Below are 14,735 nucleotides of genomic sequence, written 5' to 3' on the forward strand. Positions count from 1 at the left end.
TTTTACTAAATATATAATTGTACAAAAAAGCAACTTTACACATAGTAAAAGCGTAGTATATAGAAGAGGAAATTAGAAGATGAACAGGAGAGGATGCTCTTTGAATAGAAAGAAATACGTAGCCGTAGTACTATCTTTTATTATGGCTGTTAGTATGACGGGGCCATTAATGTCAAGTAAAGTAGAAGCTAGCGCTGTAAAGAGCTCAAACCCAGTATTCAAGCCGGCTGCGCTAAATAAAGTGAATCTCACATCAAAGAGTTACCTATCAGTATCAGATGTCCAATTCTATAATGTTAAGAATGACAAAGTTGTATATTACACGGTAACTATTCAGAACAATGATACTAAGTCTTTGAACCTAATGGACTATTGGTTTAACATTAAATCCAACACTGGTGAAAAGTATCCAATCCAGTTGTTGGGGTTAGCTGAGAAGAAAGATAATTTAATTGTACCTAATACAAGCAAAACATTTAAGATATATACAAAAGTAAATTCTAAGCTGAATTTATACAATTTATCTCTTAATGTGATTAAATGGGATTTTTCAGTGCCAGGTTTCGAGCGTAGCATTGGGAAAGTAACCATTCCGACTACGTATTCCAATGTAACTCCTATTGGAAGCTATAAGAATATTCAAGATGGAGACAAAAAGGTACAGACGATTGCATCTTCATTACAACTCGTGAATATTGCAGATAAGTTGGAAGCTCAGATGACTTTTTACATAAGAAATACGGGAGATACTACGCTGTTATTGAACAATTATAACTACTACTTGAAGACAAGCACAAACAAATACTATCAGCTCGAATCTGAAATTAAAGAACTTTCTATTGCTCCTGGTGAAAATAAGGCTGTGGTCTTGTATGCTAAACTTCCTCTGACAGCATCCAAGGAAAAATTCCAACTGTTTATTTCAAGTGTAGAAGGAACAGAAAATAAAGTTGAACTACCAGTTGGTTATTATGCGATGATGTTTAAGAGCAAGCTTAACTCAACAGTAGCAGCAGGAAAGCCAGGTTTAATTACAGTCCAAGGACAGTCTATTTCAACTCAAGTTAATAACACAATGGTTGATACTAATAGTGAGTATCACAATATTACAATGACCTATAAAATGGAGAATAAAGGAAAAAATCCTGTTTCATTACCTAAAAATCAGTATCAGTTAATGACAAAGGATCAGTTGTTATATCCTTTAACAATAGCAGAGGAAGTTGCAACAGAGCTGTTGCCCAACCTGTCAAAAGAAATTGTATTAACAGCTTCTATCCCAGCGAATACTAGCTTGGATGGTTTAAAACTAGTTATAAAAAAGACAAAAGAAGAAAATAAAACTAATGACTATCTAATTGCACAATATCAAGTACCGCCGACTAATACAACAACAGGTTCTAATAAGACTACTTATGTGAGTAAACAAGGTGTATACGAAGTTTCAATGAGCGGTGTTGAACGTCTACCTTGGGATAAAGATGATTTGGTAAATACAAAAGTAACTATTAAAAACGTTGGAAATAAAATGCAGCCTGTGCCTTCGTTAAAGCCAACCGTTTGGTTGAATGGTGTAAAGCTAGATGAGAAGCTTGTGCAACTTTTGGATGTGCAGGGAGAAGTTGGGTTAGAAGTTGGGAAATCAACTGAGTATATTCTGACTACAAAAGTGGCTAATGATTCTAAATTCAACAATGCTAAAATTCAGTTATCTGAAATTATTGACGGAAAACCAGTAAATAATGTTGGTTATTTCGTAGTAGCTACTCAAGATACAAAACTACCGATAGTTAAGTCGAATGAGTACTATTTGGCAAATCAACCTGGAACAAAAGCAAGTTTAACGGCGCTTGACTCAAATACGTATATTGGTAAAAACACAAATGTAATTAACAGCGTGTTTAGCTTCAAAAATACAGGCGATCGATACATTCAATTGCCTCAACTTAAAGCCTACTATATTACACCAGATAGCACTTATATTCCAGCACAAGTGAATTCTGTAGAACAAGAGATTAGTCCGAATGGTCTGGCGTTGTTGTCTATAAATGCAGATGTCCCAGGCAAGTATAATTCTAAAGATCTCAAATTGATGGTAGGTCAGGGTATTACAAATGGTAAGTATGCAACTGGTAAAGACAAGTCTGATGGTTATGTAGCAGCAAGTATTTTAGAGTTACCAAAAGAGAATAATGATAAAGTAAACCTGTTTACACCAATTGATATTAGACCATATACATTTAAAATCAACAAAATCAGTGCTAATAAATCCGGTCTAAGTAATATTGGTGAAGTGAAGCTGGACTTTAATTATGATTTGAGCCAATACAATCCATATGAAGGCACCAACAATGTTCATAAACTAGTGTTCCAAGTAGAGTACAACGGCAAGAAGATTGATAAAGTGTTTGAAATTAACAATGGCTCGGGTACGTTGGCATTAGGAGACAAAGTTGCAGAAACATTTATGATCAACGATATTGCATTTGATACAATTGAACATAGTGGATTTACGCTGAACATTTATGACGAGGTACAGGGGGCTCGCAAACTGCTTATTTCGCATAAGGTATATTCTTTCACATCGTAGGAGGTGCGTATGAGTAAGAATATAAAATGGGTAACTCTAATTGCATTTTCAATTGTTATTGTTGGAAGTTTGGTAATTCAAATGTCCGGAATTTTAAGTGCTGAACCAGGCGATTCCCAAGATCCTTTGGTGACTAAGAGTTATGTTGACGAACAGATTGCGAAGCTCAACGGTGGAAATGAGAATGGAACAGGCAGTAACACAGACAATGGCAGTTCTTCGAGTAATGAGCTAAAGATCGTTACGATTAAGCCAGGACAGCAGTTGATAGCAAAGGCCGGTGCAGAATTTGTGATCCGTGCGGGCAAGGCAGAAATCTTCAGCTCAGATGCAAGTGGTGTATCAGATTTAACGGATGGTAAAGATCTCACCAAGGGCATGGACGCGCCAAGCAATCACTTGCTTATGTTTCCGCGTGACGGACGTGGCATTGCTGCTAAGGATACGCCTAAGAACAGTGTAGTTGTTACGGTTCGAGGTGGTTATGAAGTTCAAACCGTCAAAGAGTAATTCTTTAGTGGGATTCATCTTGTAACATGGACATGTCGTTATGATGAGATGAATCGGCTAGAATTATTCCTAACATAATTACCTAAACGCAAAGGAGGGCGGCCAAATGGCCGCTTCTTCTTTTTTACAACCATCACATTATTTCCTTCGGGTGCTCAAACCTCTAAAGTACATACTAAGATTACATCATTAACTGTGCTGTACATGCTCATGATCAGAAGCGATTTCCTTAGATGACGGGAAATGAGCTTGGGTGATTACAGAACAACTCATTAAAATGTAGTAATCAAGGAGGAAATAAGATGTCCAGAAATAAATTAGTACCTGCAAGCAAAGCTGCTTTGTATCAAATGAAGTATGAAATTGCAGCAGAATTAGGATTACCTGTAACATATAAAAGTAGTCCTTCAGGTTACGGGGATACGGAGTTTGGAACGGAATTTGGGGAGCTATCACACTCATCATCTTATACGGGTGGTCGTGAAAATTGGGGGCATCTTTCTTCAAGAGATGCTGGTTCAATTGGTGGAGAGATCACAAAACGGTTAATTTCACAAGCCGAACAATCTGTCGGCTCTCTCATTTAATTGTAAAGAAAAATTAGGAAAAACTATTTTCATATCTTTCATTGACATGCACCGACAAATACCGTAATATGTTTTCTCGAAGGCTGGTATAACAACCTTTTCCAAAATGGGAAAGGTTCGTTTTTTGTCTAGGCTTTCCATTATGGAAAGCTCACATTATTTGTATGGGGGGTTGAGTCCAATGTCTATTAAAGGACGCCACTTGTTCACTTCCGAATCCGTTACTGAAGGACATCCAGATAAGATCTGTGACCAGATTTCAGATGCGGTATTGGACGCCTTTCTGGCAAATGACCCGAATGCTCGGGTTGCGTGCGAAGTTTCCGTTGCTACAGGCCTTGTGCTTGTTATCGGTGAAATTAGCACCTCAGCCGATTATGTTGATATTCCATCCATCGTTCGTAACACGATTAAAGATATCGGGTATACACGTGCGAAATATGGATTCGACTATAACACATGTGCAGTGTTGACATCGTTAAACGAGCAGTCTCCTGACATTGCTCAAGGTGTTAATGAAGGTATTGAGACACGTACGGAAGAAGACGTTAAAAATGAGAAGGAAAATATCGGAGCTGGTGACCAAGGGTTGATGTTTGGATTTGCATCCAACGAGACGCCTGAATTAATGCCTTTACCAATTGCTCTTTCTCACCGTATTTCCCGCCGATTGGCAGAAGTTCGTAAAAACGGAACTTTGAACTATCTTCGTCCTGATGGCAAAACACAAGTGACGATTGAATATAACGAAGGCAAACCTGTTCGTGTAGATACGATCGTTGTATCCACGCAGCATGCTGAGGATGCTACGCTAGCTCAGATTCAGAACGATATCCAAGAACACGTAATTAAACCGGTTGTACCTGCTGAATGGCTGGATGAGAATACGAAGTATTTCATCAATCCAACAGGACGTTTCGTTATCGGTGGACCGCAAGGTGATGCTGGTCTTACAGGTCGTAAGATCATCGTAGATACGTATGGCGGCTATGCCCGTCATGGCGGTGGAGCTTTCTCTGGTAAAGATCCAACGAAGGTAGACCGCTCTGCTGCATATGCGGCACGTTACGTAGCGAAAAATATCGTTGCAGCCGGATTGGCTGACAAATGTGAAATCCAATTGGCTTACGCTATTGGTGTTGCGCGTCCAGTATCTGTAAACGTGGACACGTATGGAACAGGTAAAGTAGCTGAAGAGAAGCTGGAAGAGCTGATTGAACAGAACTTCGACCTGCGTCCAGCTGGAATCATCAAGATGCTGGATCTTCGTCGTCCAATCTACAAACAGACAGCAGCTTATGGACACTTTGGCCGTACAGATATTGACCTTCCTTGGGAACGTGTTGATAAAGCGGAAGTGCTTCGTGCAGGTGCTGGATTGTAATAACCGCAATCATAACTCGGAACCTCCGCTCCTGAATAGGAACGGAGGTTTTTTTGCGTAACTCTAAACATTTGCACAGATATTACCGAATATAGAAGTACGAGTGTCTTTATTTGTCGGAGGGGAAAAATCAAATGAAGCAAATGAAAAGATATATATCGGTTATGTTAGCTGCAATGCTTATTTTGCAAGGAACACTTGCATTTACGGTATCAGCTAAACCAGCCGGTAGCGTGAAGGAAGTCAGCATTTTGGCAACTGGCCCTAATGTAGTCTCATTCTCACCTACTTCCGGAACGGAAGGTGTACAGCTTAGCTCCTCATTCTCCATTAACTTTTCAGAAAATGTGACTGCTGGAGCAGGAAAGATTACGATACATCAAGCATCAACTAATGCGGAAGTGGTGGCCATTCCAGCTGCCCAAGCGAGTATTACACAAAGCCTGGTACAGTTTAATGTAAATGGACTACAAGCAAATACTAATTATTACATACTCGTATCTGCTGATGCTTTTCAAGGGACTTCAGGGGCATATGTGGGTATCCAAAGTGGCGCACAATGGCGTTTTAAAACGGCTGCGGATGTGGACACCAATCCATTGTTATTAACAGGGAGTAGTCCGCTCAACAATGCAGTAGGAGTACCGGTAACTACTCCAATAACGCTTACGTTTAACAAGCCTGTATTTGCCAACCAAGGTAGCATTACGATTGAGACTGAATATGGAGTTCAATTAACTTCTGTTCCGGTAACAGATTCACGTGTTACGGGGTCGGGGACAAACACGATTATGTTAAATGGACCATTCTCATTGCCTAACCAGACGGGGATTCATGTAGTTGTGCCTGCGTGGGCATTTGTGGATGCAGGTGGTAAAGGCTCTGCTGAGATCGTTAAGGGCCAATGGAAGTTTAAGACGGTGTCTGCTAATAATACACCTCCAACGGTTGTATCCTATGTTCCCCAACGTTTAGCTGGCGGGGTGTCCGTTAATCCAACATTAAGTTTAGAATTTAACGAAGATATATTTAAAAATCAGGGCAACGTCTATATTAAGAGATTAAAAGATAACGTTGCAAAAACGATCAGTGTTAACGACGTAGCGATCAGTGGCCGAACAGCGAAAATTAACGTTACAGGTTTAGATGCAAATACGGAATACTATGTGCTGATCGACTCAGGTGCATTTATGGACTCAGACAATACTCCATTTGCAGGCATTCAGACGTCAAGCACGTGGCAGTTTACGACTGAGGCTGGTCAGAATCAAGCGCCAGTAACCTTTACCTCGTTATTGCCAGCTAATAACGCTACAGGGGTAGCCGTGCGTCCAACGCTTAAATTAACATTTAATAAGCCCGTTTATCCTGGTGTAGGCAACATTACGATCTACAATGGAAGCAATCCTGTCATGACGTTTGGTGCGAGCTCAACGAATGTTACAGGTGGTGGGTCTGATACCATACAAATTAATTTATCAACAGATCTTCAAGATAACCAAAATTATAGTGTAAAAGTAGATGCCGGTGCTTTCCGTGATATTTACGGTAACTCGTTTAATGGTATTTCTACAAGCCAATGGAACTTCCGAGTAACAAAGGATACAGGTGTGCCAGCAATTGCTTATGTCTATCCTACAGATACTTCTAAAAATGTACCATTGGCCACTGAGATCACCATGACGATGAATAAAGAAGTACAGCTTGGTACTGGCAGTATTACACTTAAACGAAATGGATACGGTACGACAGCAGATGTGGTAGTTGATCCTAACAATAAGCGTGTTGTGCGTATTAAACCGAGATCTGCATTGGTAGGTGGATCTACGTATACGGTTGATGTTGGTAGGGGAGCAGTCAAGGATCTGGCAGGGAATGATTATCCAGGCATGACCAACGCTTGGAGCTTTACGACATTAGTTCCTGATACAGTACCACCTACATTAGAGTCAGTTGTGATGCTGAAGTCGGATGTAGTAGAGCTGTCTTATAACAAAGATTTGGATAGTAGCAGTGTTCCTATGTCGACGAACTTTAAGCTTACCGTTAACGGTGAGGATCGGCCATTAATGAGTACATATGTATTTGGCAAAAAGGTACAGGTATATCTACAAAGTGGTATTGCTATAGGTCAGGATATAAGGTTGTCGTATACGCAAGGAACTGCCCCGCTTAAAGATATCAATGGAAATCGTGCGGCAAGTTTCTCTAATCGTGAGGTTACAAATAAAGTTGAAAATTCGATGTCAAAAATAACTAACGCAGTAGCAACAGGGAGTATTATTCAATTAACTTTTAATGATTCTTTAAAAGATATTGATTCTAAAGGGATATCGCAGTTTAACGTCTCCATAGACGGTGTTGTAAGACAGCCTGTTAATATTGTAGGGTCAGGATCACTTGTGACGTTGACACTAAATCAAGGAATTACGGACGGACAAGTTGTTACCTTACAGTATCAGCCAGGAGCTTATCCGCTAAAAGATCGGTACGATGGCACTCTAACAGGTTTTGGCCCAATCTATATTAGAAATGGTATGGATACTAAACCTCCTGTGCTAGTCTCTACATTAGTTGAAGGAACACGTTTAATCTTAAATTATAATGAAGGGATTAATCCTGATAACTTACCGATGAAAAGTCACTATTCTGTATTGGTTAATGATAAGGCCAGATACGTGAATAAAGTTGAAGTTCGGAACAATCAGGTTATACTCACATTAGCATCAGCGGTTTCTTCTAAAAATGACGCCGTAACCTTGTCATATGTACCTGGTTATCCTAGAATAACCGACTTATCTAACAATCAAGCAGCAGCCTTTAGCTTGCTAACAGTAGGAAACGTGACAGACTCCAGCTATCCACAAGTGGATAAAGCGACGATTACAAATGATCTTATTACATTGACCTTTAATAAACAGCTGGATAATCAGTCAGTACCATCATCAAGTTACTTCTCGGTACGAGTAGGCAATCAGATTCGATCGATTCGTTCGGTACAAGTCAACAATTCGATTGTTACTTTGACTTTATCGTCTGCGGCTGCATCAACCGAGACGGTTGTAGTCACGTATACGGCGCCGTATTCTAACGGATTAATGGACTTGAACGGCAGCAAGGTTCGCAGTTTTTCCAACATGACGGCAACAAATACGACTACAGGCGGTAACAATAACAACGGTGGCACAGGTACGGTACCACAGTATACACAGGAGGCTTCATGGAACTTGTTCCTGAAAGATATGCTCCTGGTCAACACAGCAGCGGCAACAAAGACAACTGATCGTACACAAAGTGGCCAATACGTAAACCGCTACAACGTAAATGACGCGCAGTGGAAGGGCGTTTTGGACTATGCGACCCGCAACGGTCGCCAAGTGGTCGCCTTGGATCTCGCTGAGAGCGAGAAAGCAGCTATTGTTGCGATTCCGGTAAAGGCACTTGAGGATATGTCGAGGACTGACAAGGATCTCGAGATTGGCGTACGCTACGGCAATTGGCTGTACACCATTGCATTGCAAAATATTCCGTATTCCGAGATTGGACGCCAGTTAAACGGAACAGCAAGTAACGCGACGTTACTGTTCCAGATTGAGCAACAGCCAAGCCAGCAATCGACGTATTTAGCTACTGCGATTCGTAATGAAGCTGGCGCAGCTATAACGGAGCCTTACCAATTTAACTTGTCTGCATTTACGAGTTATCCGGCTGCTAGGGCTACTCCAGTAGTCGCTAAAACAAACGTGAGCAATCGATTGACTTCAGCTGTAACAGCAGCTCAAATCTCTGCTGTACGTGTTGACGTAGGAACAGGAGCGGGCTTAGCCTATGTTCCTACCAAAGTGAAATCAGAAAGTGGCGTTAGCGTTACGAACAGCATTCTAAATGCGAATGGTGCAATAGCGATTGCGCGTAGTACACGTTCGTTTTCGGATGTGGGCAGCCATTGGGCAGCGTCAGATATTAACGCACTTGCAGGCCGCTTTGTAGCGACGGCTCGTCAAAACGGCAAGTTTGAGCCCAATAAGGCGATTACACGTGAAGAATTTGCGGTGTTCATTGCGAAGGGGATTGGCTTGGATGGCAATCTTGAAGCGGCAAAGCGTTTCCGTGACGTATCTGGTACATCCACTGCCGCACCTTATATTGGGGCGGCTGTAAAGGCTGGTATTATAACAGGCAATGTAGATGGGACGTTTAAACCAGGCAGTCCGATTACACGCGAGCAGATGGCACTCATGATGAACCGTGCGATGACGCATACAGGAAACTCGGTGAAATTGTCGCAGTCGGCAAGTCAATGGATGTCCAAGTTTAAAGATCGCAAGCAAATTAATACAAGCTCCCAGGATGCTGTAGCTAAGATGCTTGAGGTTGGTATCATTCAAGGGATGACGAAGGATACATTTGGACCGCGCGACCAGGCTACACGTGCGCAAGCAAGCGTTATGATTAAGCGAATGATGCAGAAAATTGATTTTATGTAAGTATAACTTCATTTCGTAATTTATTTTAAAGCTAGCACTTCCACTCCTGTCACAAACAGGTAGTGAAAGTGCTAGCTTTTTTAGTGTTTAAGCATTTCATGAACTTCAAATGGAAAAAAACGAAACTTTTTTCCTCTTCTATGAGTCTATTAGTAATAGGGCTATATATAATCTGGATATGTGCGGATGAGTATATGATAATTCCTGTAATTTAACTAGGTCTCCATATTTTGATGACATGCTCACGATGGATAGCGGAGAGTTTCATTTTTGATGTGCGCACAACTGGAGTAAAAGAAGCTAGTAGATAATGAGATTCATAGACATCAATGACATTAACGTGACTTTCAGCCAAGAGTAGTAGAACTGAACTAATTTGTTGCCGATGCTTCAACAAGCATAAAGCACGACATCATGGGGAGTGAAACAAACGAAATGGGGAACACGAAGGGAACGCGTCGCAAGTCGCGTTGTTCGAAATGGATTGTTATGTTGATTACGGGGGCGATGCTGTTATCGCCTGGATATGGCTTCGCATCTGTTGTGAAGGCAGATGGAGAGAATGGTAAAAGTGCAGCTTCTATGGCTGCTTCACAATTAACTAAGACTGGTGAGGAAATCATTACGTCAGGGGCTCGGCTGATTCATTATCAATTTACTACTACACGCGGTGGCAAGCCAGCAACTGCCAAATTAAACATTATCGAAGCGGATCTGTCTAATCCATATTTAAAGCTGGACACGATGACAGGCAAGAGTGGACAGTTAACGACGCGTCAAAGTGTGTCGGGGATGGTCAAGGATACAGGCGCTGTAGCAGGTGTTAACGGTGATTACTACAACACCGGCTTGGAAGGCGTGCCGCTAGGCGGAGCTATTGCTGGAGGGGCGATGGTATCGAGCCCATCCGCTCTAAAGGGGATGTATGCATTTGCCGTCACCAAAGAGGGCAAGCCAAGCATAGATGAGTATCGCTTTGAAGGTTACGTGCAGGGAGAAGACAGCTCGACGTTTCCTCTGGCGGGGATTAATAAAGCGACGTATATGACAGAACCGGACAAAAAGTATAGCCACATGGACACCATGTACATTTATACGAGCGCATGGAAAAATCAAGAGCGTCCCTCAAAGAGCTCGACGACACCAACCGAGGTGCTTGTCCGCAATGGGGTTGTTGAACGGTTGTCAGAAATGTCTTCTTTGCCGATGACGGCTCCAGAAGATGGTTACATACTGCGTGGGCATGGGAAAGCTGCTGAGTATATGCGCCAAAATATGCAGGTGGGAATGCTTGTGAGCGCAAAATATCATTTGAATTCTCAGACGACGGGCCAGCAAGTCGACCCCGGTCAATTTCAAATGATGATCGGTGGACATACATTGCTTGTGGAAAATGGCAAGGCATCCGGATTTACGCGTAATACGGATTCGATCAGCGGCAGTAGTGCACGTGCGCGTACAGCAGTAGGGTATTCCAAAGATGGACGCTATGCGTATATTATCACGGTAGAGAAAAATGACAGTAGTGTTGGCCTTACACTGGCTGAAATGCAAAAGGCGCTCGTACAGGCAAACGTCTGGAAAGCTGTTAACTTGGATGGCGGCGGATCAACTACGATGGTGCATCGTCCGTTGGCGGAGACGAGCACAATATTGTCACATGATACAGAGACAGGTTCAACACAACGTGCGATTGTAAATGGACTAGGCATCTTTACGACGGCTCCGAAGGGTGAAGTCAAAGGAATGATGCTCGCTGGCTCTGAAAAGCTGTTTATAGGCCAAGAAGCCTCTTATACAATGAAGGCTTACGATCAATATTACAATCCAATTGATGCGTCTAATACGAACGTGAATTGGAGCTCATCTAATAGCGTACTCGTGTGGAACGGCACTTCATTTGTAGCGAAGAAGTCCGGAAAGGCACAAGTAGTAGCTAAATCAGGGTCTGCCAAGACGACCAAGGACGTAGAGGTGATCGGGGCAAGTTCGCTTGATGAGCTGTATATCGCAGCTTCTGGAGCGCCTCTTGTAGCGGGAACTGCTGTGACGTTACCTGTAAAGGCTAAGCTAAAGGACGGAACGACGGTTAATGTGCCAAAGGCATCCGTGACGTGGGAATTGCAAGGGTTTAGCGGAAATGTTAAGGATGGCGTTCTTCATGTGACAAAGGTGCCTGAAGGGTCCCAGATTGGATATGCATTTGCTAACTATGATGGCTTTAAGACGATGATCCCTGTCACGGTTGGCGCCGAAAAGCTTATTGAAGATTTTAATAAAACCGCTTTGACTCCAAGCTTCGCTGGGCTCCCTAAGGAATCAACGTTTGGAACCGCCTCGATTGTGGGCAATTACGAAGGTAGATCTGCCGCGGATAAAGTTGTAAAGTTGACTTATGACATGTCCAAAGGTGCTGCTAATAAGTTTGCCTATGCGATTTTAAATGGGGGGGCTGGGCTCCCGCTCGGAGGGACGCCAACATCGATGAAAATCGATGTGTACGGGGATAACAGCATGAACTGGCTCCGCGCCAAGTTTACAGATAAGAACGGTAAAGAGTACTTACATGATGTATCCAAATATATAGATTGGTCCGGCTGGAAGACGATTAATGTTGATATGTCTAGTATTGGCGCCTCAGGGGACCTTACGTTGGAACGTTTATACGTGGTGAACTTGCAGGACGGTCAAGACGAGCGTGCAGCAGTAGGCGAGATCGCATTTGATAATATTCGTGCCCATATGCCTGCGGGGTCCTCCATCAGTCTTCCAAGTGCTGATATGAAGCTGACAGTTAACAGTAAGACAGCTTCCGTAAACGGCAAAGACAAGAAGCTGGATGTTGCGCCAATTGTGCTCCATAATTCTACTTACGTGCCCGTTAAAGTGATTTTGGACGAATTTGGCGGGAAATCAACTTGGAACAGTGCGGCAAGGAAAGTGACTGTGCTTCGTGGGGACCGATATATCGAGTTAGTGGTCGGTGCTAAAGAATTTATAAGCAATGGCAAAAGAAATAAGTCTGAAGTAGCTCCTGTGTTACGTTCAAATAGAACATTAGTCCCATTAAGATTAGTTTCCGAACAATTAGGCCTAGTCATAAATTGGGATATAAAGTCGAAGTCCATTACGATACGCTGATGTGGTATGATAAGGGATGAAACAACCAATCATTCTTAACGTATAGCCACCTCTACACGCGGTCGATCTTACTGAGAAAGACCTGGATAGAGACTTATCTCAATAAGGGGACGGAACGTAAGTGGAGAAACAAGTCGATGAAATTGACCGCGTCATAAAGAATGCCATTCAAGTGATGCAGGATAGCAAGTACCAAATTTATGAGATTCTGGATTCGGCACGCGATGAGGCGGTTGCTCTCCAATATCAGATGCATGAGCTGATGGAAGAAACGGCTCGCATTTGCGATAAGGTAGACGAGCTGGAACGAAAATTTCGTCTGGCTCGTTTGCGTTTGACTGAAGTCAGTCGCGACTTCATGAAGTATGCGGAGGAGGACAGCAAGCAGGCGTATGAACGGGCTACGCAGTTGCAGGTCGAGCTTCTGATATACAGGGAGAAAGAGAGCTATCTTAAGACAAGACGCGACGACTTACAGAAACGATTAAAAAATGTAGAAACCTCAATCGAACGAGCCGAAACAATCGGTTCGCAGATGAATGTAGCATTGGAATATTTATCGGGTGACTTATCTCAGTTAACACGGATTTTGGAGTCTGCTAAGAATAGACAGCTTCTGGGCCTTAAGATTATATTGGCGCAAGAGGAGGAACGTAAGCGAATTGCAAGAGAAATTCATGACGGACCGGCTCAATCGCTTGCTAATGTAGTGCTTAGGACGGAAATTGTAGAAAGAATGCTGTCGAAGCAGGAATTTGAAATGGTGCAGCACGAAATAGTAGACTTGAAATCCCAGGTTCGGATGGGACTAGAGGAGATACGTAAAACCATATTTAACCTGAGGCCAATGGCACTAGATGATCTGGGACTTGTGCCTACGCTGCGTAAGTTTGTTCATGACTTTGAGGAGAAAAGCAAGATCCGCACCTCGTTTGAAGTGAAGGGGAAAGAGAATCGACTTAAATCCGCTATGGAAGCTGCTGTGTACCGATTGGTTCAGGAAGCTTTCAGCAATGCCGCCAAACATGCAGATCCATCCTACGTTTCATGTAAGATTACATATGATCAAGATGAAATCCGGTTGATGATTGAGGATAATGGACGCGGATTTAATTTGAATTCGCTGGAGCTTAAGGGGAAAGAACAAACTAGCTTTGGCTTGATAGGCATGCGTGAGCGTGTGGAATTGTTGGAAGGTCAGATGGAAATTCATTCAACTGAGAATGAAGGGACACAGATCATAATACTAATTCCAACGAATGTGGACAAGAGAGAGGAGTAAGCATATGGAGAATCGCAAGACGGGGAAATCCAAGATTAGAGTGCTCCTTGCTGACGATCACCAGCTGTTTCGTGAGGGATTAAAGCGCATTTTAAATATGGAAGAGGACTTGGAAGTGATCGGGGAATGCGGGGACGGCATTCAGGTGCTTGAATTTTGTAATGATGAAGTACCTGATGTCGTCTTAATGGATATTAATATGCCAATTGAAAATGGTGTTGTAGCAACAGAACGGATGCGGGACATATTTCCAGACGTAAAGGTTATTATACTGTCCATTCATGACGATGAAAGTTATGTCTTCGAAACGTTGCGCAAAGGTGCATCTGGTTATTTGTTGAAGGATATGGAAGCGGAATCTTTAATTAATGCGATCCGTTCGGTCGTGACGGGTTACGCGTATATCCACCCTAAAGTGACAGGCAAGCTGATTCAACAGCTTCGACGTATGACGTTGCTAGACGAGCGTGGGGTTATGGAGCAGGATGCATCAAAGGAGAATGGTGTTCGTCTGAACAACATGGAGGATAATCCACTTACGCGGCGTGAAGCAGAAGTTCTTCGGTTAATGGCGGAGGGCAAAAGCAATAAAAATATTGGTGAATTCCTGTTTATTAGCGAGAAGACGGTAAAAAACCATGTTAGTAGTATTTTACAGAAGATGGAAGTGGATGATCGGACGCAAGCGGTAATCAACTCCATTAAGAACGGCTGGGTAACACTGTAGTCCATTCGTATGAGGTACAACTTGTAA

General features: G+C 42.6%; 8 protein-coding genes. All 8 read left to right on the forward strand.

The genetic code is table 11. From position 1 onward, the window contains the following. Window positions 1-100 precede the first annotated feature (100 nt). Entirely contained in the window at window positions 101-2,590 is a 2,490-nt protein-coding gene (locus H509_RS0104075; protein WP_028543944.1) for a hypothetical protein, read from the forward strand. A 9-nt stretch (window positions 2,591-2,599) separates the two neighbouring features. Then, on the forward strand, window positions 2,600-3,100 hold the full coding sequence (locus H509_RS0104080) for a hypothetical protein (protein ID WP_036696045.1): 501 nt from the start codon (window positions 2,600-2,602) through the stop codon (window positions 3,098-3,100). Window positions 3,101-3,402: 302 nt separating this feature from the next. Beyond that, window positions 3,403-3,687 carry an alpha/beta-type small acid-soluble spore protein gene (locus H509_RS0104085; protein WP_028543946.1) on the forward strand — a complete coding sequence of 95 codons (285 nt, stop codon included), beginning with the start codon at window positions 3,403-3,405 and terminating at the stop codon, window positions 3,685-3,687. A gap of 181 nt (window positions 3,688-3,868) precedes the next feature. Continuing rightward, a complete protein-coding gene (gene metK / locus H509_RS0104090; protein WP_028543947.1) occupies window positions 3,869-5,071 on the forward strand; it encodes a methionine adenosyltransferase in 1,203 nt (400 codons plus the stop codon). A 134-nt stretch (window positions 5,072-5,205) separates the two neighbouring features. Then, window positions 5,206-9,558, forward strand: a complete 4,353-nt coding sequence (locus H509_RS0104095) for an Ig-like domain-containing protein (protein WP_028543948.1) — start codon at window positions 5,206-5,208, stop codon at window positions 9,556-9,558. A gap of 414 nt (window positions 9,559-9,972) precedes the next feature. Then, on the forward strand, window positions 9,973-12,699 hold the full coding sequence (locus tag H509_RS0104100) for a stalk domain-containing protein (RefSeq protein WP_028543949.1): 2,727 nt from the start codon (window positions 9,973-9,975) through the stop codon (window positions 12,697-12,699). Between the two features lie 121 nt (window positions 12,700-12,820). After that, complete coding sequence (locus tag H509_RS0104105) at window positions 12,821-13,981, forward strand: sensor histidine kinase (protein WP_028543950.1); 1,161 nt, start codon at window positions 12,821-12,823, stop codon at window positions 13,979-13,981. Between the two features lie 4 nt (window positions 13,982-13,985). Beyond that, window positions 13,986-14,708: a response regulator gene (locus H509_RS0104110; RefSeq protein WP_028543951.1), complete on the forward strand. Its 723-nt coding sequence runs from the start codon at window positions 13,986-13,988 to the stop codon at window positions 14,706-14,708. The last annotated feature ends 27 nt before the right edge of the window (window positions 14,709-14,735 follow it).

It is taken from the genome of Paenibacillus taiwanensis DSM 18679, assembly GCF_000425125.1.
Lineage (GTDB): Bacteria > Bacillota > Bacilli > Paenibacillales > Paenibacillaceae > Paenibacillus_B > Paenibacillus_B taiwanensis.